This window comes from Arthrobacter sp. SlRoot2-15 (genome assembly GCF_059739345.1).
The window spans coordinates 13,544-34,929 of the sequence record NZ_AP046058.1; the positions used below are offsets into that span (position 1 = coordinate 13,544).

20 protein-coding genes are annotated in these 21,386 nt (G+C 69.4%); 9 read left to right on the plus strand and 11 right to left on the minus strand.

All coding sequences use genetic code 11. The annotated features are described in order from the left end of the window. Positions 1-20: 20 nt before the first annotated feature. The 3 genes from AC6I9V_RS00080 to AC6I9V_RS00090 are packed head-to-tail and all read left to right on the plus strand — an operon-like array spanning position 21 to position 3,159. Positions 21-1,268, plus strand: a complete 1,248-nt coding sequence (locus AC6I9V_RS00080) for a type III polyketide synthase (RefSeq protein WP_497897882.1) — start codon at positions 21-23, stop codon at positions 1,266-1,268. Positions 1,269-1,279: 11 nt separating this feature from the next. After that, a complete protein-coding gene (locus AC6I9V_RS00085; protein ID WP_497897883.1) occupies positions 1,280-1,999 on the plus strand; it encodes a methyltransferase domain-containing protein in 720 nt (239 codons plus the stop codon). Continuing rightward, entirely contained in the window at positions 1,996-3,159 is a 1,164-nt protein-coding gene (locus AC6I9V_RS00090) for an FAD-dependent oxidoreductase (RefSeq protein ID WP_497897884.1), read from the plus strand. Before AC6I9V_RS00085 ends, AC6I9V_RS00090 begins: the two co-directional genes overlap by 4 nt. 27 nt (positions 3,160-3,186) lie before the next feature. On the opposite strand, the gene AC6I9V_RS00095 is transcribed toward AC6I9V_RS00090, so the two are convergent. Continuing rightward, positions 3,187-3,591, minus strand: coding sequence for a nuclear transport factor 2 family protein (locus AC6I9V_RS00095; RefSeq protein WP_497897885.1), 405 nt, complete (start codon positions 3,589-3,591; stop codon positions 3,187-3,189). A gap of 84 nt (positions 3,592-3,675) precedes the next feature. Between AC6I9V_RS00095 and AC6I9V_RS00100 the strand changes: the two genes are divergently transcribed. Continuing rightward, the gene (locus tag AC6I9V_RS00100) at positions 3,676-4,605 is read left to right on the plus strand and encodes a hypothetical protein (protein ID WP_497897886.1); all 930 of its coding nucleotides are present in this window, start codon (positions 3,676-3,678) and stop codon (positions 4,603-4,605) included. Positions 4,606-4,614: 9 nt separating this feature from the next. Then, positions 4,615-5,310 carry a peptide deformylase gene (locus AC6I9V_RS00105; RefSeq protein ID WP_497897887.1) on the plus strand — a complete coding sequence of 232 codons (696 nt, stop codon included), beginning with the start codon at positions 4,615-4,617 and terminating at the stop codon, positions 5,308-5,310. On the opposite strand, the gene AC6I9V_RS00110 is transcribed toward AC6I9V_RS00105, so the two are convergent. Beyond that, positions 5,307-7,415 (minus strand): S9 family peptidase, encoded by a 2,109-nt coding sequence (locus tag AC6I9V_RS00110; protein WP_497897888.1) that lies wholly within the window; start codon positions 7,413-7,415, stop codon positions 5,307-5,309. The two genes, AC6I9V_RS00105 and AC6I9V_RS00110, sit on opposite strands and share 4 nt — an antisense overlap. Positions 7,416-7,525: 110 nt before the next feature. On the opposite strand from AC6I9V_RS00110, the gene AC6I9V_RS00115 reads away from it, so the two are divergent. The 4 genes from AC6I9V_RS00115 (at position 7,526) to AC6I9V_RS00130 (ending at position 10,636) form a co-directional block, all read left to right on the plus strand. Beyond that, positions 7,526-8,386: a methyltransferase domain-containing protein gene (locus AC6I9V_RS00115; protein ID WP_497897889.1), complete on the plus strand. Its 861-nt coding sequence runs from the start codon at positions 7,526-7,528 to the stop codon at positions 8,384-8,386. A gap of 152 nt (positions 8,387-8,538) precedes the next feature. Continuing rightward, positions 8,539-9,000 carry an NfeD family protein gene (locus AC6I9V_RS00120; protein ID WP_497897890.1) on the plus strand — a complete coding sequence of 154 codons (462 nt, stop codon included), beginning with the start codon at positions 8,539-8,541 and terminating at the stop codon, positions 8,998-9,000. Positions 9,001-9,116: 116 nt separating this feature from the next. Beyond that, complete coding sequence (locus tag AC6I9V_RS00125) at positions 9,117-10,016, plus strand: SPFH domain-containing protein (RefSeq protein ID WP_146337544.1); 900 nt, start codon at positions 9,117-9,119, stop codon at positions 10,014-10,016. A 272-nt stretch (positions 10,017-10,288) separates the two neighbouring features. Next, positions 10,289-10,636 carry an RNA polymerase-binding protein RbpA gene (locus tag AC6I9V_RS00130; protein ID WP_497897891.1) on the plus strand — a complete coding sequence of 116 codons (348 nt, stop codon included), beginning with the start codon at positions 10,289-10,291 and terminating at the stop codon, positions 10,634-10,636. 74 nt (positions 10,637-10,710) lie between these two features. On the opposite strand, the gene AC6I9V_RS00135 is transcribed toward AC6I9V_RS00130, so the two are convergent. The 9 genes from AC6I9V_RS00135 to AC6I9V_RS00175 form a co-directional block, all read right to left on the minus strand. Beyond that, positions 10,711-11,448: a polyprenol monophosphomannose synthase gene (locus AC6I9V_RS00135; protein ID WP_497897892.1), complete on the minus strand. Its 738-nt coding sequence runs from the start codon at positions 11,446-11,448 to the stop codon at positions 10,711-10,713. A gap of 113 nt (positions 11,449-11,561) precedes the next feature. Next, complete coding sequence (locus AC6I9V_RS00140) at positions 11,562-13,247, minus strand: amidohydrolase (RefSeq protein ID WP_497897893.1); 1,686 nt, start codon at positions 13,245-13,247, stop codon at positions 11,562-11,564. An 82-nt stretch (positions 13,248-13,329) separates the two neighbouring features. After that, complete coding sequence (locus tag AC6I9V_RS00145) at positions 13,330-16,233, minus strand: DEAD/DEAH box helicase (protein WP_497897894.1); 2,904 nt, start codon at positions 16,231-16,233, stop codon at positions 13,330-13,332. Between the two features lie 24 nt (positions 16,234-16,257). Then, complete coding sequence (gene tatC, locus AC6I9V_RS00150; protein WP_349414302.1) at positions 16,258-17,052, minus strand: twin-arginine translocase subunit TatC; 795 nt, start codon at positions 17,050-17,052, stop codon at positions 16,258-16,260. A gap of 48 nt (positions 17,053-17,100) precedes the next feature. Continuing rightward, complete coding sequence (tatA, locus tag AC6I9V_RS00155) at positions 17,101-17,370, minus strand: Sec-independent protein translocase subunit TatA (protein ID WP_497897895.1); 270 nt, start codon at positions 17,368-17,370, stop codon at positions 17,101-17,103. A 35-nt stretch (positions 17,371-17,405) separates the two neighbouring features. Further along, positions 17,406-17,804, minus strand: coding sequence for a hypothetical protein (locus AC6I9V_RS00160; protein WP_497897896.1), 399 nt, complete (start codon positions 17,802-17,804; stop codon positions 17,406-17,408). Positions 17,805-17,809: 5 nt separating this feature from the next. Next, positions 17,810-19,873 carry a helix-turn-helix transcriptional regulator gene (locus AC6I9V_RS00165; protein ID WP_497897897.1) on the minus strand — a complete coding sequence of 688 codons (2,064 nt, stop codon included), beginning with the start codon at positions 19,871-19,873 and terminating at the stop codon, positions 17,810-17,812. Between the two features lie 118 nt (positions 19,874-19,991). After that, the gene (locus AC6I9V_RS00170) at positions 19,992-20,387 is read right to left on the minus strand and encodes an FKBP-type peptidyl-prolyl cis-trans isomerase (protein WP_497897898.1); all 396 of its coding nucleotides are present in this window, start codon (positions 20,385-20,387) and stop codon (positions 19,992-19,994) included. 38 nt (positions 20,388-20,425) lie between these two features. Continuing rightward, a complete protein-coding gene (locus tag AC6I9V_RS00175; RefSeq protein ID WP_497897899.1) occupies positions 20,426-21,361 on the minus strand; it encodes an FKBP-type peptidyl-prolyl cis-trans isomerase in 936 nt (311 codons plus the stop codon). Positions 21,362-21,386: the final 25 nt, after the last annotated feature.

The following is a 21,386-nucleotide window of genomic DNA, read 5'->3' on the forward strand; positions in this document are numbered from 1 at the left end:
AGGCTCACTGAGAATGAACCATGACGGTCTACCTGAGGTCCCTGGAAACTGCAGTCCCGCCCACCGTACTGATCCAGTCCGAGGCCCGCGACGTCTTCGCCGCCCAGCCGGGGCTCAGCCGCCTCGGCTCCCGACTGGTCAGCACCTGCTTTGACTCCGCCGCCATCGACACCCGCTACACCGCCGTAGGGGAACTGACCACCGGCAGCCGGGCGGAGGATCCGCAGTTCTTCGACCCCGCCACCGGCCTGCTGCTGAGTCCCAGCACCAAGATCCGGAACGACATCTTCGCCTCCGAGGCGACCAAGCTCTTCATCGAAGCCGCGGAAAAGGCGGTGGACGCCTGCAAGGGCCTAGACCGCGGTGAGATCACGCACCTGGTGACGGTTTCCTGTACCGGCTTCTTCAACCCAGGACCGGACTACAAGATTGTCCGGGCGCTCGGGCTGAACCCTGCGGTCCAGCGCTACCACCTCGGGTTCATGGGCTGCTACGCGGCTTTCCCGGCGCTGCGGGCCGCGAAATCCTTCTGCGACGCGGACCCCGACGCCGTGGTGCTGGTGGTCTGCGCCGAACTCTGTTCCCTCCACGTCCGGACATCCAACGACCCGGACACCATCATGGGATCCGCCCTCTTCGCCGACGGCGCGGCGGCCGCCGTCATCAGCGCCCGCCAGCTGCCGGACCAGCCCGCGCTCATGACCCTGGACCACTTCGAGACGGTCCTGACGCCGGTGGGCGAGGAAGCCATGGCGTGGAACATCGGCGACGAAGGCTTTGAGATGGTCCTGGGCACCTACGTCCCGCACATCATCGACGACCACATCATCGGCGCCCTGGAACCGCTGTTGTCCCGGGATGCGTCCCTGATCGGACTCCCGTACCGCGACATCCGGCACTGGGCCATCCACCCCGGCGGCCGCAGCATCCTGGACAAGGTGCAGTCCCGGCTGGAGCTCAGCGACGAACAGCTGGTGCCGGCACGGGAAACCCTCCGGAACTACGGGAACATGAGCAGCGCCACAGTCCTCTTCGTGATCCGGCACATTCTCGACCTCCCCGCCGCCGACGGCGACTTCAGCGGCGGAACCGCCGGAACGGGCGGTGCCGGCGACGACGACGGTGAACGCATCTGCTCGATGGCGTTCGGACCGGGGCTGACAGTTGAAACGGCACTCTTCACCAAGATCACGGCACCACGGCCGCCGGCGCCCGACGCCGGGCAGGAGCGGCCAGGTGTGCCCCGGGCGGAACAGGCCCTCGCCTGAGTCCCGGAGCCATGGTCCCGCTGCGAACCCGGGCCCTGGACGCCGTCGAGGAGATGGACCGGCCCGACTGTGATCCGATCCGGCTGGAGCGGACCTACGCCCAGTTCGCCCTGGTCAACCGGGCCGTGTCCGGCTGGAGGGGCATCTACCGCCGGGAGCTCCGGCCGCTGCTCTCCAAGGAATCCCTCACTACTCTGCTCGACATCGGCAGCGGCGGCGGCGACGTTCCGATAATGCTCTCGAAGTGGGCGGCCCGGGACGGGCTGCGGCTTCAGATCACGGCGATCGACCCGGACGAGCGCGCCGCCGCGTTCGCCGCGCGCCGGCGGAATCGAGCCGGCGTGACATTCCGGCGCCGGCGGAACACGGCGGAACTGCTCGGCGAAGGTGCGCGCTTCGACGTCGTGGTGTCCAACCATGTGCTGCACCACCTGGCACCGGCGGAACTGGCCGGCTTCCTCGCCGAATCAGCGGCGCTGAGCGCCGGCACGGTCATTCACAACGACCTCCGCCGCAGCGCGGCGGCCTACGCGCTGTTCTGGGCCGCCGCACTGCCGTTCTACGGGTCCTATATCAGGCAGGACGGCCTCACCTCGATCCGGCGCAGCTACACCGGCGCCGAACTGCGCGCCGCCGCTCCCCCGGGCTGGACCGTGCAGCCCCGCTCCCCCTTCCGCAATCTGCTCATCCTGGCTAAGCCACCCGGGCGCCGCGGCGGAGACAGCGCGTGAGCGACGTCGTCATCATCGGCGGTGGCCCGGTGGGCCTCTTTATGGCGGCGCTGCTGCTGCAGCGGGGCCTCACCGTCACGGTGCTCGAACAGCGGACCGGGCCGGAACCGCACTCCCGGGCCATCGGCATCCACCCGCCGGCGCTGGAGGCCCTCGGCCGGATCGGGGTGGACCAGGAACTCGTGCGCCGCGGCGTGCCGATCCGGCGCGGCCTGGCCCTCAGCGGCGGCTCGATCCTGGCCAAAATGTCCTTTGCCGGGGTGTCCGAGCGGTTCCCGTTTGTCCTGTCGCTGCCGCAGAATTCCACCGAGTCCGTCCTCGAGGAACGGGTGCGTGGGCTCGATCCCACGGCTTTGCGCCGCGGCGTACGCGTGACGGGACTGCACGACGACGGCGGCCACGTCACGGTTGCGGCCTGCGCCGCCGGAGAGAACGAGCGGATCGCCGCGTCACTCGTGATCGCCGCCGACGGGGTCCGTTCCGCTTCCCGGGCTGCCCTGGGCGCCCCGCTGCGGCGCCGGGACTACCCGGACCGCTATCTTATGGGCGACTTTGACGACGGCACCGCGTTCGGCCCCGATGCCGCACTCTTCCTGGCCGGCGGCGGCATCGTGGAGTCGTTTCCGCTGCCCGGTCAGCGGCGGCGCTGGGTGGTCCGGCTGGATGCGGACGGTACGGCCGGAGCGGACGACGGCGTGGACGGTGCCAACGCAAATCTCGACGCCGGATGGCTCGCCCGGGAGGTCCGGCGGCGGACCGGCATCGACGTCGACACGGGCAGCAACAGCATGCTCAGCGGCTTCGGCGTCCGCTCCCGACTGGCCCGCCGCATGGTGTACGGCCGCGGCATCCTGGTCGGCGACGCGGCACACGAAATCAGCCCGATCGGGGGCCAGGGAATGAGCCTGGGCTGGCTCGACGCCCTGCTTCTGGCACCCCTGGTGCCGGCCGTCCTGGCCGGAAACCGGACCGGTCTGGCGGCATTCGAACGGAGCCGGATGCGCCAGGCGGCGCGCGCGGTACGGCAGTCGGAGATTAACATGGCGTTGGGCCGGCCGCTGCACGGAGGTCTGCTGGCCGCCCGCAACGCCGCCATTGCGGCCGTGGCCGCGGTCCCGGCCGCGAACCGGCTCGTGGCCCGCCGCTTCACCATGCAGTAGGCGCCGCCGGCGTTGGCGCCACACCCGCTAACGCGGCATGTAGTAGCAGTCGTAGCTCTGCTGGCTGGTGATCCGGCCGTCCCGAACCTCGAACACCGAGGCGGTCCTGGCACGGATTTCATTGCCTCGGTCCCAGTGTGGCAGGTCCATCAGCACGGTCGCGGACCAGTCGGCCTCCACGACCACCCGGCCGCCCGCGCAGGTGCTGCGCCGCACCTCAAAGTGCTGGCCGGAGACGATCTCGCCGCTGTGCTCGGCACCGTCCAGGACCTGGGCACGGGTGCGGGTCGAACCCTCAGGCGCCAGCAGATGGGGCGCCTCGGTCAGGACGTATTCTTCGGCTAGGAACGGAGCAATCGCCTCGGCGCCGCCGCCGGCCTCGATGGCGCGCAACAGGCCCAGCACAACGTCCACGGGTATCGGTGAAGTCATGGACTGAGACTACCCTTCAGGGGGCAGCCGGCCCTCGGGGTCCACGCCGCTGCCCGCCGCCGCGGCACGGCCTAGACTGACCGCATGGTCAGCCTCCCCGCGCAGCTACGGTGGCCCGCCGTCGTGCTGGTCCTGATGGCGGCGGCGTCCTGCAGCACCGGGCCGGGCACAACCGGTCCCGGGGGCGCAACGGCGCCGTCGACGTCCGGGGCCGGGCCGCTGACGGCGGAAATCAGCCAGTTCCGTGACAACTACAGCCGGCAGATTATCGAGATCCAGCTGACCAACACCACCGGCGAGCCGATCACCGTTCTCGCGGCCGGGCTGCGGAGTCAGCTCTTTGCTTCCGCGATTAGCTGGAGCGCGGCGGACGCCGGGACGGAACTGCCGCCGGGCCAGACGAAGAGCCTGCCCGCCCGGCTCCCGGCTGCGTCCTGCCCCGATCAGGCCCCGCAGCCGGACGCCGCAGCAGACCCGCCGGCCGCCGTCGTCGAAGTGCTGCTCGCTCCCGCCGCCGGCGCTCCGGGACGAACGGTCACGACCAAGGCCACCGACCCCTTTGGTGTGCTGCCACGGAACAACAGCGAAATGTGCGTGGCCCAGGCGGCCGCCGAAGTGGCCGAATTCCGGTTCGGTCCCGAGCCGGAACTGTCCCCGGATGCCCGGACCGCCGTGCTGCATCTGGTCATCACCCCGCGTCACCCGGCCGGTGAACCCCCGGACCGGGCACTGACGATCAACAGCATCGGCGGTACCACACTCCTGGAGGAGGACCGCAGCGCGCCGTGGCCCAGCGGGCTGCGGATCGACGCCGCCGGCCCGGTGCGCGAGCTGCGGCTCGGCATCCGTCCGGCCCGGTGCGACCCGCACGCCGTGGCGGAGGACAAGGTGGGCACGCTGATCCCGCTACACGTCACGGTCGCGGGCCGGGAGGGGGTGCTGAAGGTCGACGCGGGTGCGCAACTGCGGGGCCGGATCTACGATTTCGTCACGTCTGCGTGCGGACGCCAGTAGTCTGGTGCCATGTCCGCAGACGCCAGGAACGACGCAAGCTACTCCGCCCCCACCGCCGAAACCAGCGACGAAGCCATCCAGGAGGCAGTCGAGCAGCTCCTGAACGCCGGGGTGCTCCCGCCCATCGTCCAGGTGGGGCACCCGGTCCTCCGCCAGCAGGCCGTTCCGTTCACCGGCCAGCTCGACGACGCCGAGCTTGGCCGGCTGGTCGACCTGATGCGCCGGGTCATGCACAAGGCGCCCGGCGTCGGACTCGCCGCCCCGCAACTGGGAATCCCGCTGCAGTTGGCCGTCCTGGAGGACAGGTTCGACGTCGACCCCGACGTTGCGGAGGCCCGCGGCCGTGAGCCACTGCCGTTCTTCGCCATGCTGAACCCGCGCTACGAGCCACTGGGCACGGCCAAGAAGGCGTTTTACGAGGGTTGCCTGTCCCTGAACGGCCTGCAGGCCGCTGTGCTGCGGCCCGAATCCGTGCGCCTGGACTTCACCGCGTTGGACGGAACAGTGCAGCAGCGGGATTTCACCGGCTGGCAGGCCCGCATTGTGCAACACGAGACCGACCATGTGCACGGCGTCTTGTACCTGGACCGGGCTGAGCTGCGTTCCCTCAGTAACAACGCCGAATATTCCGCCCGCTGGGCCCAGCCGGACATCAGCCACGCCCGGCAGGAACTGGGGTTCCTGCCGGACGACCCCGAAAGCTAGCCGGCGGGAGGTGCCGCGGGTGCCGCGGCCACCGCGCCATCCTGCGGCGCCGGGTTGGCCGCCGTCGGAAGGTGGCGGGACCACCACTGCAGGATCTGGTCGAAGCGCTGCCGGCGGTGGTGCGGGGTTCCGGAGCGGGAAAGTTCATGGTTCTCGCCCGGGAAGACCAGGAACGCGGCCTCCACACCCAGCTGCTTGAGCGCGGTGAAATAGCGCTGGCCCTGTTCCACCGGGCAGCGCAGGTCCTCCTCGCTGTGGATGACCAGGGTGGGCGTTCGGACGTGCTCCACCCGGGCCATCGGGCTTTGCGCTGCCATCTGCTCGGCCGAGCGGCCGGTGTACTCGCCGCCGAAGAACCAGCCGATGTCCGAGGAGCCCGTGAAGCTCACCGGATCCAGGTAGCCGCGCTCCACGATGGCGGCCTTGAAACGGTGGTCGTGGCTGATGGTCCAGGCCGTCAGGTAGCCCCCGTAGGAACCGCCCATGATGCCCAGGGCATCGCCGTCGAGCTCTTCGAACTTTTCCAGTGCCCCGTCCAGGAACGCCAGCACGTCCTGCATGTCCACGGTTCCCATGCGCTCCTTGATGGCGCGGCCGTGGGCCTGTCCGTACCCGGCGGAGCCGCGCGGATTGCACATCAGCACGGCATAACCGGCGGCGGCGTACACCTGGGCCTCGTCGAAGAGCGCCCCGGTGAACTGCGCGAACGGGCCGCCGTGGATGTTGAGCAGCACCGGATGCGGCCCCTCCCCCGCGGGCGCGACGAGCCAGCCGTGCACCGGGTAGCCGTCGGGCGAAGCGAACGTGAGCTCCTGCGGGACCAAGACGCCGGCGTCGGCCCGCAGCGGCGCCGAGAAGTCGGTCAACACCCGGAGCCCGCCTGCGTCGAGGACCGCGACGTCCCCGGCGGTCGCGGCGTCGCTGAAGCTCAGCAGCACCGCTCCGGCGCGTTCGGCCGCGGCCGTGACCACCCGGTCGCCGTCCAGCAGGGTGCTCCGCACCCCCGCGGGGCCGAACTCCAGCAGCTCCATGTTGCCGCGCGCGTTGTTCAGGACGAGGACCCCGTTCGCGCCGGCCGGCTCCAGCCCGCCGGCCAGGTCCATGGTCTCCACGTCGCTGAGCGCGACCGGGTCCCCGCCGCCGGCAGGCATAACGAAGAGCGCCGTGTTGCGGGCCACGAAGTCCTGGCCCGAGGCGCCGAGATCCTGTGCCGTGAAGTAAAGCCACCGGCCGTTCCGGCTCTGGCGGACGGCCGAGACTGACAGCCGGGCCGTACCGGCGAGGGCCACCTCTTCCGGGGCGGCTCCACCGGTTGCCTCAGTTCCGTCCCCAGCGGGCAGCGGCAGCCGGTAGATCCCGCTGACCAGGTCGTTATCGCTGCCCTCGTGCAGGGCGGCGGTGAAGTACACGGCGCCGCCATCGGTGCTGAAGCTGGCGCCGTTGTGGTCGGTCGCTGCCGTGGTCAGCTGGCGTGCCTCCGGAGTTCGCCCGGCCGTTTTGCCGCCGGTCACTTTGCCGCCGTCGGCGGACGCGGCCGCCTTCAGGGCCCGGCCGGCCGGGGCCACGGCGGGTTCCTCGTCCAGGGACGGGACCTCGACGACGAACAGCTGCAGCGGTTTGTCCGCCGTGTAGCCGACGCCGTTCATCCGGTACTGGTAATCCGTGATCAGGCGGGCGTCCTCGCCGCCGGCGGAGACCCCGTCCACCGTGCCGTAGCGGCCGTCCTCGGGCGTCCGGGCGCCGAAGACGATGCTCCGGGAGTCCGGAGACCAGGTGAAGGCGCTCACGCCGAGCGGCGCGTCCGTCACCGTTAGGGGCTCCCCGCCACCGGCCTCGACGACGTGCAGCTGCGGTTTGCCGCCGGGCGCCGCGCGGAGGAACGCCAGTACCTCGCCGTCCGGGGAAAAGTCCGGGGCGGTATCGCGGAAGCCGCGGGTCAGCCGGCGTGGCCGCAATGCCGGATCCACCGGCACGGTCCAGAGCTGGCCCACGTAGGCGTCGGCGTCGAAATCGGGGCGGACCACGGACACAACGGCCCGGGAACCGTCAGGGTGCACGGCCGGCGCCGAAACGGACTTGAGCAGGGGCAGATGTTCGGATTTCACGAGTGCGAGCCTAGCCGCTGCAGCCCGCGACGTGAAATGCCTCACACCGGCGCGGCGCTGCCCGGAGGCCACGGGATGGACCGGGACGGTCCGGGCCTACGATGGACTCTATGCCCGCCGCCTCCCTCGCTGCCCTCGTGTGCCCCGTATGCCGGAGCCCGTTCGCGGCGGGCAGCAGCCAACGCACCCTCGTTTGCCCCGCCGGGCACAGTTTCGACGCCGCCAAACAGGGCTACTTCAACTTCCTGACCGGGAAGGGCACCGTGTTCGAGGCGGACTCCGCGGACATGGTCGCGGCGCGCTTCGACTTCCTCTCGGCCGGGCACTACCGGGGCCTGGCCGACGCCGTCGCCGACCTCGCCGCGCCGTTCCTCGCCGCGCCGTTCCTCGCCGGTGCCGGGGCGACCGTGCTCGACGCCGGCACCGGCACCGGGCACTACCTGCGCGGCCTGCTGGACCGCGTCCCGGCGGCCGCCGTGGGCCTGGACATCTCCAAGTTCGCGCTGCGCCGGGCAGCCCGGCTGAACCCGGAAGCGGTCAACCTCGTCGGCGACGTCTGGCAGCCGCTGCCGCTCGCGGACGACGCCGTCGACGTCGTCACGGTGGTGTTCGCGCCGCGCAACGCGGCCGAATTCGCCCGCGTGCTCCGGCCGGGCGGCCGACTGATCGTGGTCACGCCCAGGCCCGGCCACCTGGCCGAGGTCGCCGGGCAGACCGGCATGCTGGGGATCGAACCCGCCAAGGACGAGCGCCTCGCGGCCTCGCTGGCCGGTGACTTCGCCGCGCGCGGCGGACGAGAGCTGGACCTGGCGTTGAGCCTCTCACCGTCCGATGTGGCCAACCTGGCCCTGATGGGCCCGGCCGGCCACCACCTGGACCGCGGCGCCCTGACCGCCCGCATTGCCGGCCTCCCGCCCCGCACCGCCGTTTCCGCGCGGTTCCGGATCAGCGTCTTCGAACCGCTCAAGTAGGCGGCGACGGACCCGCCAACGTAACGACTTGGCCACGTTCGCCGGCTGATTTCCGCATCCCATGCCGGTCGTTGCCGTCCGGCTTAGGATGGAACCACGCTACGGAGGGCCTGCGCCTGCAGGCGCCCGGACGTATCGGCAAGGGGGAAATGATGTTTGAATGGCTGGCCGAAAACTGGTGGGCGTTGTGGCTCACGATTTTTCTGGTGTTCGCGGTGGTGGAGATGCTCACCCTCGACCTGTTCTTCATCATGCTCGGCGGCGGTGCCCTGGCCGGGCTGATCTCCGCATTCGCTGGCGCCGACCTCTGGCTCCAAATCGTTGTCTTCAGCGTTGTCTCGCTCTTGATGATCGGCTTCGTGCGGCCCGTAGCCCTCAAGCACCTGCGCAGCAGCCCGGCCGACCAGCGCAGCAACATCGAACGCCTGATCGGCGAATCCGCCCTCGTCGTTGAACCCGTAAGCGCCACCGGCGGCCGGGTCAAGATCGGCGGAGACGTCTGGAGCGCCCGCACGGAAACCGGTGAGCTCGCCTCCGGACAGCACGCCGTCGTCAGCGCCATCGACGGGGCCACCGCCGTCGTCGTTCCCGAACCGGGCACGGCCGCGCCGTAACGGCCCCGCCCCGAATGGGGCCCACAAAATCTTCCTGCCGCCGCCACCGGCTGCAGGATCCGCGGCAGCCGGACCGCCGCACAAACAAAACCACATATCTGGGGAAAAGGTGATGTATGGATATCGCAGTCGCAATAGTGCTGCTGGTACTCGTTGCGTTCGTAATAATCGTGCTGGTGCGCTCGGTGCGGATCGTGCCGCAGGCCCGCGCCGGCGTTGTGGAACGCCTTGGCAAGTACCAGCGGACGTTGAACCCGGGCCTGACCATCCTGATCCCTTTCGTTGACCGGCTGCTGCCCCTGCTCGACCTGCGCGAACAGGTGGTCTCCTTCCCGCCGCAGCCGGTGATCACCGAGGACAACCTCGTGGTCTCGATTGACACCGTGGTCTACTTCCAGGTCACCGACGCGCGGGCCGCCACCTACGAGATTGCCAATTACATCCAGGCAGTCGAACAGCTCACGACGACGACGCTGCGTAACGTCGTCGGCGGTCTCAACCTCGAAGAGGCTCTGACCTCGCGCGACCAGATCAACGGCCAACTGCGCGGTGTGCTGGACGAAGCCACCGGCCGCTGGGGCATCCGGGTCTCCCGGGTGGAGCTCAAGGCGATCGACCCGCCCCACTCCATCCAGGATTCGATGGAGAAGCAGATGCGCGCCGAGCGTGACCGCCGCGCCGCGATCCTGACCGCTGAAGGCACCAAGCAGTCCGCCATCCTCACCGCCGAAGGCCAGCGCCAGTCCTCGATCCTGAAGGCCGAGGGTGACGCGCAGGCGGCCATTCTGCGGGCCGACGGCGAGGCGCAGGCCATCCAGAAGGTCTTCGACGCCATCCACAAGGGCAACCCGGACCAGAAGCTGCTGGCCTACCAGTACCTGCAGACGCTCCCGAAGCTCGCCGAAGGCACCTCCAACAAGCTGTGGATCATCCCCAGCGAGGTCGGCGAGGCGCTCAAAGGCATCGGTAACGTCCTGGGCGGCACCAACCCGGACCCGCGCGCGGACGGCAGTTAACGCCTGAGTCACCAGGGAGGCACCCGTTCCGGCGGGTGCCTTTCCCGTCTCACCGGCTTTACCTGCGGCGCCGCACCCGCGTATAGTTGAGTATTTGTCCGGGCGGTTCAGCCTGCCGGAACAATTACGCTTCGCGGCGCGTTATATCTACTGACGATTTCTGCAGTGGGGAACGCCCAACAAATCGCATGCAACAAGTAGTCCGGCGTGGTCCTGGTGGCCCCCGGCTAGCGCAGGGCCCGGCCCTGCGAACCGATCATAAGGGAGAAAAGATGAGCGATCGCAGCCTGCGGGGTATGCGCCTTGGCGCACAGAGCATGGAGACCGAATCCGGCGTGGAACCGGCTCCGCGCCAGCGCGTTGAGTACCGCTGCGAGGACGGCGAGCAGGTGTTTGTGACGTTCTCCTCCGAGGCGGAGATCCCCCCGGTCTGGGTTTCCAAGACCGGCAAGGAAGCCCTGCTGGTCGACGGCGAACGCCCGGTCAACAGCAACGAAAAGGCCGTCCGCACCCACTGGGACATGCTGCTGGAGCGCCGCTCCCTGCCGGAGCTGGAGCAGATCCTCGCAGACAGGCTCACCATCCTGCGTGAACGCCGCGGTGAACGCCGCTCGGCCTAGTCGGCCAGCCACCGAGCAATAAGGCCGGGCCGGCACCTCATTGAGGTGCCGGCCCGGCCTTTTTGTCCCCGGCGCTACTGGCGGCCGAGCTTCCGGCTGAGGGTGTTCCAGCGGGCGGTGAGTCCCCACTTGGTGACATTGATCATGGCTTCGACCACGATGTTGCCGCTCATCTTCGACGCGCCGAGTTCGCGCTCCACGAAGGTGATGGGCCGCTCCACAATGTTCAGGCCCAGCTTGGCGACACGCCAGGCGAGGTCCACCTGGAAGCCGTAGCCCACCGAGTCGACCGAATCCAGATTGAGCTTTTCGAGCGTGCTGCGGCGGAAGGCGCGGAAGCCGCCGGTGACGTCCTTGATCTTGACGCCCAGCATGATCCGCGCGTAGGTGCTGCCGACGCGGGAGATGGCCTGGCGGTACAGCGGCCAGTTCACCACGCTTCCGCCCGGAACCCAGCGCGAACCCATCGCGAGGTCGGCGCCCTGCTCCACGGCCGCGATCAGCTGCGGCAGCTGCTCCGGCTTGTGCGAGCCGTCCGCATCCATCTCAACGAGAATGTCGTAACCGGCGTCGAGGCCCCACTTGAAGCCGGCGATGTACGCCGCGCCGAGACCGGCCTTGCCCTCCCGGTGCAGAACGTGGACCTGGCTATCCTCTGCTGCGATGCGGTCCGCGAGCTGGCCCGTGCCGTCGGGGCTGTTGTCATCGACCACCAGGACGTCGGAGGCTGGCACAGCGGTGCGAAGGCGCCCAATGGTCTTGGGCAACGATTCCAGCTCGTTGTAGGTCGGGATGATCGTGAGGACACGCACAGCGGGGCCTTTCCTTGGAGGGAGCGGTCGAAGGCCGGGACAGCCGGCTTAAGCCGACTGCAGGCACAGCTCCCCATTATAGTCAGTCGTCCGGCCGCCGCCGGGCGCGGACGTTAGCTTCCGAGCGAGCCGGCGGAGAAGAGTTCGACGCCGTCGCGCACAGTCTGCAGGCAGACCGGATCGCTGCCGGTGTCGAGGGCCGGCAGCAGCGGCGTCCGCGCCCGCGGGTCCGTGCTCCAGGACTGGACCCTGCCGTCGGCGACCTGGACCATTAGCTCTTCGACTTCCCAGACCGCGAAGCTCGCCGGGGCGCCCGGCACAAGCTGGCCCGCCATCGGGTTCCGGTACCGCGCGGCCCGCCAGCCCGCCCTGGTGTGCCCCAGGAAAGCGGCCCGTGCGGAGATCCGCTCGTCCGCGTTGTGGTGCTCCAGGCAGGCGCGGACGCTGGACCAGGGCCGCAGCGGCGTAACCGGGCTGTCGCTGCCGAAGCAGACCGGCACACCGGCGGAGTAGAAGGAACCGAAGGGGTTCATGGCCGTGTGCCGGGCGCCGAGCCGCTGGGCGTAGAGTCTCCCCTCCCCGCCCCAGAGTGCGTCGAAGACAGGCTGGGCGCTGACCGTCACCGAGTACTGGGCCAGCCGGGCGATGGCGTCCGCGTCGGCGATTTCGACGTGTTCCAGCCGGTGGCCGGCAGCGCGGACGCGCTGTTCGCCGACGTCGGCGGCGGCGCGGTCCAGGGCCTGAAGCGCGGCGTCGAGCCCGGCGTCGCCGATCACGTGGAAACCGGCCTGGATGCCGAGCACCGAGCACGCCGCAATGTGGGCGGCCGCCTCGTCGACGGAGAGGTACTGGCTGCCCCGCTCCCCCGCCGCGTCGCTGTAGTCGCTGCGCAGGGCGGCGGTGCGTGAACCGATGGAGCCGTCCATGTTCAGGTCCCCGGCCAGGCCAAGTACCGGGACGCCCAGGCTTTCGAGGATGGCCCGCGCATGCTCCGCCGAAGAAGCCAGCTGGCCCCAGTACGGCAGGATCTCCGGCACGGCCTCGCCGGTCCGGCCGCGGGTGTTCCAGCCGGCCGCGAGTTGCAGGTCTTCGATGCTGGTGATGTGCGGGGCCGCCATCTCGGCCAGCGCCACGTAGCCGTTGGCGGCCGCCTCGGCCAGGGCAGCCTGCTGGTAACTGCGCCGGGCGTCGGCCGGGAGTTTCCGGGCGGCGAGCCGGGCGGCCGTGTGGGCGGCCCGTTTGACCTGCCCGTCGGAGGCCCCGTCGGAGGCGCCGTCGAGGCCCTCAAGCCCTGACGCCGCGGCCAGCGACGCGGAGACCAAGGCCGAGTGCACGTCCACCCGGGAGAGGTAGACGGCCCGGCCGCCGGCAGCCCGGTCCAGCTCCTCCCGGGTCGGCAGTGCGGGGTCAGCCCAGAGCGTCTCGTCCCAGCCGTGCCCCAGCACCGGCCCCGCCCCTCCCGAACCGGCGGAGTGGGCGACGGCGTCGAGCAGTTCGGCCGCGGAACGGACTCCGCCGAGCTGCAGCGAATCCAGCGCGATCCCCGTTTCCGTCAGGTGCACGTGCGAGTCCACGAAGCCGGGGGCCAGCAGCCCGCCCTGCAGGTCAATGACCTCCATCGAGGAGTCGGCGATGGACGTGGCCGCCTGTTCGGAACCTACCCAGGCCACCGTGTCGCCGTCGACCAGCATGGCCGTCGCGAAGGGGTCCGCCGCGGTGTAAACGGAGCCGTTGCGGTACAGCGTCACCTTGCGCGGTGGCTGCGGTGCCTTCGGTGCCTCGGACGGTGAAGCGGTCATGGTGCGGATCTCCTTGTTGCAGGTCGCCGGCGGCGGGGCCGGGCAGGGTGAAGAAAAGGCGGCGGGGGCCGCTAGGGAAGGCTCATGCGACGGCCGAGTAGGCGACGACGCCGCGCTTGACCAGCGTGATCGCTTCGGCGCAAAGCCGTGCCACACGCGGTTCGAGTCCGGGGATTTTGGCCAGCTGGTCCAGCAGGTCGATGACCTGCTTGACCCAGCGGACAAAGTCGCCGGCGGCCAGGTCCGTGCCGCTGAGCACCTCCTGGAGGTGGCGGCCCTTGGCCCATTTGAAGATGGGCCAGACCAGCCCCAGTTCGGGCTCCCCGGTGAGGGGCAGTTTGTTGGCTTCCTCGACATCCTCGAGGGCCGACCATTCGCGCACCACGGTGTCGACGGCGGACTCCAGCGAGACGCTCGGCATCTTCGGCCGGAGGCCGCGGTCCTCGCGCTTGGCCTGGTAGACCAGGACGCTGGCCAGCGCCGCGATTTCGGCGGCATCGAGGTCACTGAAGGCGCCCATCCGCAGCGACTGCGAAATGAGCAGGTCCTTTTCACCGTAGATCCGGCGGAGCCGCTGGCCGTCCGGGCTGATCGAGAGGGTCCCCGCGTCCGAGGTTTCGAGGTAGCCGTAGCTGGAGAGCACGCCGCAGACCCGGTCGAAGGTCTTGGCGATGGTGTTGGTTCGGCCCTGGATCTGGCGGATCAGGCCGTCGGTCTCCTGGCGCAGCTTCCACCAGCGCTCGGACCAACGGGCGTGGTCCTCGCGGTCGCTGCAGCCGTGGCAGGGGTGGGCCCGCAGTTCGCGGCGCAGCTCGGCGATTTTCTTCTCCATGTTCGGCAGCGCGGCGGCTCGGCCGAAGTCCTCGTTCCGGTTCGGCGGTGCCGGCGGGCGGCTCTCCCGGATCGCGTTGCGGACCGAGGAGGCGAGGTCGCGCCGGGACTTGGGCACCTTGGCGTTGAAGGACTTGGGGATCCTGACCCGGGTGATCGGCGCGAGCGGGCCTTCGACGTCGTGCAGGCCGATCCGGCGCAGTTGGTTGTCCAGGGTCATCACGGCCGGGCGCGGCTCTCGGGAGTGGTGGTCCGAACTCAGCACCACGGCGAGGCCGGGCGCCCGGCCCGAGGGTACGTCCACGACGTCCCCGGGCAGCAGCCGGCTCAGGGAGTCCTCGGTGAGCGACTTCCGGGCCCGCGAGGTGCCCTTCGCCGCGTTGTTCTCGGCGTCGGAGAGCGCCCGGCGCAGCCGGGCGTACTCGGTGAAGTCGCCAAGGTGGCATTCCATCGACCTGCTGAAGCCGGCGAGGGATTCCTCCCGGCTGCGGACCTGCTTGGCCAGCCCGACGACGGAGCGGTCCGCCTGGAACTGGGCGAAGGAGGACTCGAGGATTTCTCGGGCGCGCGGCCGGCCGAACTGCGCCACGAGGTTGATCGACATGTTGTAGGTGGGCCGGAAGCTGGAGTTCAACGGGTACGTCCGCCGGGACGCGAGGCCGGCCACGGCTGCCGGATCGGTCCCCGGCTGCCAGAGCACGACGGCGTGGCCCTCCACGTCGATCCCGCGCCGGCCCGCCCTGCCGGTGAGCTGGGTGTACTCCCCCGCGGTGATGTTGACGTGCGCCTCGCCGTTAAACTTGTCCAGCTTCTCCAGCACCACACAGCGGGCCGGCATGTTGACGCCCAGCGCGAGGGTTTCAGTGGCGAACACGGCCTTGACCAGGCCGTCTACAAAAAGCTTCTCCACCACTTCTTTGAACGTCGGCAGCATGCCGGCGTGGTGCGCGGCGAGGCCGCGGAGCAGCCCGTCCCGCCAGCTCCAGAAGCCCAGCACGTCCAGGTCGTCGGACGGGATGTCCTGCGCGGCCTCGTCGACGCGCCGGGCGATGACGGCCTGTTCCTGCTCGGTGGTGAGCCACAGCCCGGCGGAAACGCACTGTGCCACCGCGGCGTCACAGCCCGCGCGCGAGAAAATGAAGGTGATGGCCGGCAGCAGGTCCATCCGGTCCAGGCTGGCGATGACCTGCGGGCGGCTTGCCTTCCGGACCGGGCTGCGGGCGCCCTGCGGGGCCTCGGCCCGCTGGCTGCGCTGGTTCCGTTGGCGCTGGTTGCGGCCGCCGTGGCCGAAGCGCCCGCGGAAGTTCATCTGGCTCTCGGCACGCGCCATGGACAGCAGTTCCGGGTTGACCTCGAAGCCGGCCTGTTCGGTGATCACGCTGCCGGCGGTCTCCGCGGTGGCGGACACGGCGGCGACGGCGGCCTCCCCCGCCGGCGCGATCTCGTCGAAGCTGGTGTCGCCGGCAAACAGGTCCACGATCTTGCGCCCCACCATCACGTGCTGCCAGAGCGGGACAGGACGGTGCTCGGAGACGATCACGTCGGTCTGGCCGCGGACCGTGTCCAGCCAGGCACCGAATTCCTCGGCGTTGGAGACTGTGGCGCTCAGCGACGCGACCTGCACCTCGCTGGGGAGGTGGATGATGACCTCTTCCCAGACGGCGCCGCGGAAGCGGTCGGCGAGGTAGTGCACCTCGTCCATCACCACAAAGCCCAGGTCGTCCAAGGTCTCCGAGTCCGCGTAGAGCATGTTGCGGAGCACCTCGGTGGTCATCACCACCACGGGAGCCTCGCCGTTGATGCTGGTGTCACCGGTAAGCAGGCCCACCTGGTCGGCGCCGTACTTCTCCGCGAGCTCGGTGTACTTCTGGTTGCTCAAAGCCTTGATCGGCGTCGTGTAGAAAGCCTTCAGGCCGCGCTGGAGCGCCAAGTAGATGGCGAACTCGCCGACGATGGTCTTGCCGGCCCCGGTCGGGGCCGCGACCAGCACCCCACGGCCTGCCTGAAGCGACAGGCACGCCTCGCGCTGGAACGGATCGAGGTCGAACGCGAGCGAGCGGGTAAAGCCGCCCAGGTAGGTCTTGGCTTCTGCGGCCCGCTCGGCGCTGGCGCGGTAGCGCTCGGACGGCGACTCCGGCCCGGGTAGTGAGGACATGCTTCCAGCCTAGTGCGCCAACGGCTAGAGATTCTCCAGCTCGGAGCTCGGCGTCGCCTGGTCGGCGGTGGCTTCGGTCTCGGCGGCCACCTTGGCGGCACGCTTCTCGCGCCGGCGGTCGTTGAGCAGGCACAGCCCGATCGCTGCGAAGAACAGCACCAGCATGGGCACGGCGAGGTAGAACATGCTCATCGCGTCCGCGCCGGGGGCGGCCATGGCGGAGAAGAGGCAGACCAGGAACACAGTGATCCGCCAGCTCTTGACCAACTGCTGGCCCTTGACGAGCCCGGCCAGGTTCAGCCCGAAGAGCACCACCGGCAGCAGGAATGCGATGCCGAACGCCAGCAACAGCCGCAGCACAAAGGACAGGTACACCTGGGCGCTGATGAAGTTGGAGCCGCCCGAGGGGGTGAAATCGGTCAGCACGCGCACGGCGTTCGGCAGCACCAGCCAGGCCAGCAGGACACCACCGACGAACAACGGTACGGCGGCCGCCACGAAGGAGAGCGCCAGCCGCCGTTCCTTCTTGTGCAGCCCCGGGACGATGAAGGCCCAGAGCTGGTAGAGCCACACCGGGCTCGCGACGATCAGGCCCAGGAAGACGGACACCTGGATCATCAGGTCAAAGGAGCTCGCCACGCCGTCGAAGTTCAGCGACGCCTGCCGGCCCTCGTGCTCGTTCAGGTCGCGGATCGGTTTGATCAGCGCGGCCAGCATGGGCTGGTAGACGAGGAACCCTACGACGGTCCCGAGGACGACGGCGATGGCCGCCTTAAACAGCCGGTTCCGCAGCTCCTTGAGGTGGTCCAGCAGGGCCATCCGGCCCTCGGGGTTCGATCGGCGGCTCATGGTTACTGCCATGTGGTTCTAGGCGCGGGTCGACGGCGGAACGTCGGTTCCCTCGCCGGGGCGGCTTTCGGTGCCGTTGGACCGGGGGTGGTTCACGACTTTGCCTTCGACGGCGTCGGAATCGGCCGCCGCCTCGGGGTTGCCGTCCTTCTTCATTTCACGGACCTCGGATTTGAAAATCCGCATCGACTGCCCCAGGCTGCGGGCCATTCCGGGCAGCTTCGGTGCAGCGAAAAGCACCAGTGCCAGGACGATGATGATAATGAGATGCCAGCCTTCAAGCCTCATGCCGGGTGGTCCTTTCGTTTGAATCCATCGTATGTCTAACGGAGATTGATGTCGCGCAGCGCTTGGGGCTGGCTACGCTCCGCCTTGCGCCGGATCCGGCGCAAGCGCCGGGCTTCCTGCCGGGCAACTTTCGATGCATGGTAATCATGTCGCATCGACGCGGGCGGGGCAAAAACGGCCGAACCGGGCGCGGCCCGCAGGCCGGATCCGGTGCCCTCCCCGTCGCCGTTAGAGCCTACGGCGTCCACATGAACAGCAGCTGAACCGGAGGTAAGCGGCGCGGAGGCGAAGTTGGAGAAGCGGTCCCCCGCCTCCCCGAGCTCCTTGACCGTGGCCATGAACTGCCGGAACAGCCGGACGCCTAGCACGCCGTAGAAGAGCAGTGACAGCGAAATGAGCGCTATCCAGATCACGATCCAGGTCCACCAAGGCATGCTGATCAGTCTAGCTGGCGTGCCGCGTGCTCCTCGTACCCGGCGAGGGCGGCGCCCAGCCACTCCCGGACCGCTGCGGCCAGGGCCGGGGGCTGCAGGATCCGGACGGCCCCGCCGTGCTGGGCAGCGAGCATGGGCAGCCAGTCCGCGCTGCCGAAGCGGATTTCCGCCAGCATGTTCCCGTCCGGAAGCGCCGCGGTCCGCTCGGCGTAGTAGTCGTCAGCGAGCCCGGCACCCTGTCGGGTCAGCTCCAGTACCACCACGGCGTCGTCGTCGTTGGGGGTGAACAGCTTCACCGGAAAGCCGCCGGCCGGGTTGGCGGCCGAGGACGCCGGACGGCCGGTGGGCGCCAGTTCCTGGATCCGGTCCAGCCGGAAGTTCCGCAGGCCGTCCGCGGTGTGGCAGTACGCCTCGAGGTACCAGGTGCTGTCCAGGGAGTAGAGCCGGTGCGGGTCGACGTCGCGCTCGGAGACGGTGTCTCGCTGCGGGGCGAGGTACTTGAGCCGCAGCTGCGCGCCGGTCCGGATCGCCTCGCGCGCCGTTGCCAGGGTGGCGGAATCCGCCGGGGCCACCTCGGGGCCGGAGACGGCCGCGGCCTTGAGGCCCTCCTCGCCCGCGGCGGCCATGAGCTTGAGCGTGACGGATTCGAGGGCGCCGCCTTCGTCGAGACCCGGCAGGCCGTTGAGCGCCTCCAGACCCGTCAGCAGCGCGCAGGCCTCGTCGACGCTGAACCGGACCGGCCGCTTGAGATCCAGGTCCTCGAAGATGTAGACGTGGTCGTCGTCCCACCGGATATCCAGCAGATCGTCCGGGTAGCCCTCCGGCAGGCCCGAGCAGATCAGGATGCGCAGGTCATCTTCGAGTTCCTTGCGGGTGACGCCGAAACGGTCGGCGACCTCGCTGATATGCAGGCCCTGGTTGTGGACCAGGAACGGGACCAGCTGCAGCATCCGCTTGAGCTGGTCCTCAGAGGTGCGCTTCCGGATCCGTTTGGGCTGTTCCGAGCGCGGGAAGTCGACCGGCGGCTCCGGTGCCGCGGCGAAGGCGGCGGCGGCTTCCAGCCTCCTCCGCACGGCCGCGTGCAGCCCGTGCGGGGCGACGACGACGGCCCTCGGGCCGTGGGAGGCGAGTTCTGCGGCGAGGGTTTCCGCGTCCCGGTACGGCACGCTGAGCCGGTCAAAGCCGGAACGCGGCGGGAGTTCGGAGGCCTCGGCGGAGGTTTCCGCGTCCGGTCCGGCGGCGGATTCTGCGCCATCGGCGCCGGTGCCGCCGTCGAAGGACTCGGAGTGCTTGCGCAGCCCCAGCAGCGCACCGGCGGCGACGTCGACGACGGCGTGTCGCACGGGCAGTTCTGGCAGGGCGGCCAGCTGTTCGCGGACGTTGAACGACGGCGGCGGGGTGAAAGTCTCCTCCAGCACGGTGACGGCGGAGGTGAAACGCGAGAGCCGGAAGAACCGCTTGTCGCCGCGCGCGCGGTCGTGGCCCACGAGGTACCACTGGCCGAAGCGGCTGCCCAGGCCCCAGGGCTCGACGGTGCGGGTTTCCTCCTGCCCGGTGCTGCCGGCCAGGTAGCGGAAGCTCACAGGGTGCTGGGCGTGGATGGCCGTGACGAGGTCCTCGAAGGCCTGGCCGGCCGGCCGGATGCGGGGCTGGACCCCGGCGGGAAGTTCGGCGTCCAACAGGCCGCCGGAGGCCTGGAGCTTGCGCACGGCATTCCGGGCTGCTGAGCCGAGGGCGGCCTGTTCCCAGAGCTGCGCGGCCAGAATCAGGACCGTGCATTCCGCAGGGGTGAGGCTGACATCCGGGAGGCGGTTGGATTCCTTGCCGATCCGGTACCGGGTGGTCGCGGGATCGTCCGATCCCCAGCCCGTATCGGTCACCGTCTCCACTTCAAAGCCGAAGTGGCGCAGTTCGCCCTTATCCCGCTCGAACATCCGCCCGAAGGCGGCCTCGGTGCTGGTGCTGTCGTGGTAGACCTTCTCGCGCAGTTCGCTGCGGCGCAGGCCGTACCTGGTGTTGAGCAGCGCGATGAGAAGGTTCAGGAGTCGTTCGGTACGTGAGGCGGACACTCCGCAAGGTTACTAAAGTCCCCGCGCTTAAAAGGCGAAAGCGCGGCAACAGCCGGAAGAACTTTCCGATTGTTACCGCACTTTCGCAGGCGGGCGCTGGGCCGGGCGGGGTGGGCCCTTAGCGGACGGCGACGAGGTCGACGACGAAGATCAGCGCCTCGTTGGGGCCGATCGCTCCGCCGGCGCCCCGGGAGCCGTAGGCCAGCTCGGAGGGGATCTCCAGCCGGCGGCGGCCGCCGACCTTCATGCCCAGCAGGCCCTGGTCCCAGCCCTGGATGACTTGGCCGACGCCGACGCGGAAGTCCAGCGGCGCGCCCCGGCCCCAGGACGCGTCGAACTCTTCGCCGGTGGACCAGGCGACGCCAACGTAGTGAGTGGAAACGGTGTCGCCGGCCTTGGCCTCGGGGCCGTCGCCCTCGATCAGGTCGGTGATGACGAGCTCGGTGGGTACGTCGCCCTCGGGGAAATCAATTTCCGGCTTCTGGCGGTCGAGGTTGCGCTGTCCAAATGACATGGTTGCTCCTTCTGGGTGGCTGAATGGGTGGTGCGGGTCTACTTGACGCCGAGGATGTCGACGACGAACACGAGGTCGCCCTTGGCATCGCCCTGGCCCTGGTCGCCGTAAGCGAGGTCCTTCGGGATGACCAGCAGGACACGGGAGCCGACGGTCTTGCCGGCGAGGCCCTGGGTCCAGCCCTTGATCACGCCGTTGAGCGGGAACGTGGCTTTCTTGCCGCTGTCGAAGCTGGAGTCGAAGACCTTGCCCCCGGCCAGCGCCACACCGACGTAGTTGACGGTGATGGTGTCGGTTTCCTTGACCGCCTGGCCCTTGCCCTTGATCAGGTCCTGGGAGATCAGCGCGGTGGGTGCGGGAACGCCGTCGACGGAGATGACCGGAACGCCCTTGTCGTTTTCCTTCACGGTGGGCAGGCCGGCCGGCGGGGTCACGGCGTCGCCCTCGGGCTTGTCCAGGACCTTGGGTGCGTCCTTGACCGCGAGGATCTTGACCACCAGCAACTGCGAGGGCTGGGCTGCGCCGCCTTCGGCGCTGGCGGCCTTGCCGGGCACTGCCAGGGCCAGGTGGGAGCCGACCTTGGCGCCGACGAAGGCGTTGTAGATGAAGGCGCTGCCGGACTTGAGATCGTCGTTCAGCTCGAGCTTCTCGGGATCCTTGGCGAAGGTGTCCTCGAGGGTTGAGCCGTCCTTGCCGTTGAATGCGACGATCGAGATGTCCGCGACCTGGTTGGCCTTGACGCGGTCGCCGTCGCCTTCCTTGACCACCTTGATGGTGGGGTCCTTGACCTCGAGCGGCTTGGTGAACTCGACGCCGGGGGCCTTCTTCTCACCGTTGTCCGTCAGTTTCAGGGAGTCGAGCTTTGCGGTCTCACCGGCGGACTGGCTGGTGGGCTCGGGGGCGGCTGGTTCGCCGCCGCCACAGGCGGTGAGCAGCAGCAGTCCGGGGATGAGAATTGCTAATAGTCGGCGCACGTAAGAACTTTCGTCGGGGCAGGAT

Coding starts and splice junctions, on each gene's coding strand:
- AC6I9V_RS00120 (WP_497897890.1), top strand. CDS start 8,539: ATGTTTGAATGGCTGGCCGAAAACTGGTGGGCGTTGTGGCTCACGATT.
- AC6I9V_RS00140 (WP_497897893.1), bottom strand. CDS start 13,247: ATGACCGCTTCACCGTCCGAGGCACCGAAGGCACCGCAGCCACCGCGC.
- AC6I9V_RS00130 (WP_497897891.1), top strand. CDS start 10,289: ATGAGCGATCGCAGCCTGCGGGGTATGCGCCTTGGCGCACAGAGCATG.
- AC6I9V_RS00170 (WP_497897898.1), bottom strand. CDS start 20,387: ATGTCATTTGGACAGCGCAACCTCGACCGCCAGAAGCCGGAAATTGAT.
- AC6I9V_RS00115 (WP_497897889.1), top strand. CDS start 7,526: ATGCCCGCCGCCTCCCTCGCTGCCCTCGTGTGCCCCGTATGCCGGAGC.
- AC6I9V_RS00145 (WP_497897894.1), bottom strand. CDS start 16,233: ATGTCCTCACTACCCGGGCCGGAGTCGCCGTCCGAGCGCTACCGCGCC.
- tatC (WP_349414302.1), bottom strand. CDS start 17,052: ATGGCCCTGCTGGACCACCTCAAGGAGCTGCGGAACCGGCTGTTTAAG.
- AC6I9V_RS00080 (WP_497897882.1), top strand. CDS start 21: ATGACGGTCTACCTGAGGTCCCTGGAAACTGCAGTCCCGCCCACCGTA.
- AC6I9V_RS00160 (WP_497897896.1), bottom strand. CDS start 17,804: ATGCCTTGGTGGACCTGGATCGTGATCTGGATAGCGCTCATTTCGCTG.
- AC6I9V_RS00100 (WP_497897886.1), top strand. CDS start 3,676: ATGGTCAGCCTCCCCGCGCAGCTACGGTGGCCCGCCGTCGTGCTGGTC.
- AC6I9V_RS00095 (WP_497897885.1), bottom strand. CDS start 3,591: ATGACTTCACCGATACCCGTGGACGTTGTGCTGGGCCTGTTGCGCGCC.
- AC6I9V_RS00085 (WP_497897883.1), top strand. CDS start 1,280: ATGGTCCCGCTGCGAACCCGGGCCCTGGACGCCGTCGAGGAGATGGAC.
- AC6I9V_RS00105 (WP_497897887.1), top strand. CDS start 4,615: ATGTCCGCAGACGCCAGGAACGACGCAAGCTACTCCGCCCCCACCGCC.
- AC6I9V_RS00125 (WP_146337544.1), top strand. CDS start 9,117: ATGGATATCGCAGTCGCAATAGTGCTGCTGGTACTCGTTGCGTTCGTA.
- tatA (WP_497897895.1), bottom strand. CDS start 17,370: ATGAGGCTTGAAGGCTGGCATCTCATTATCATCATCGTCCTGGCACTG.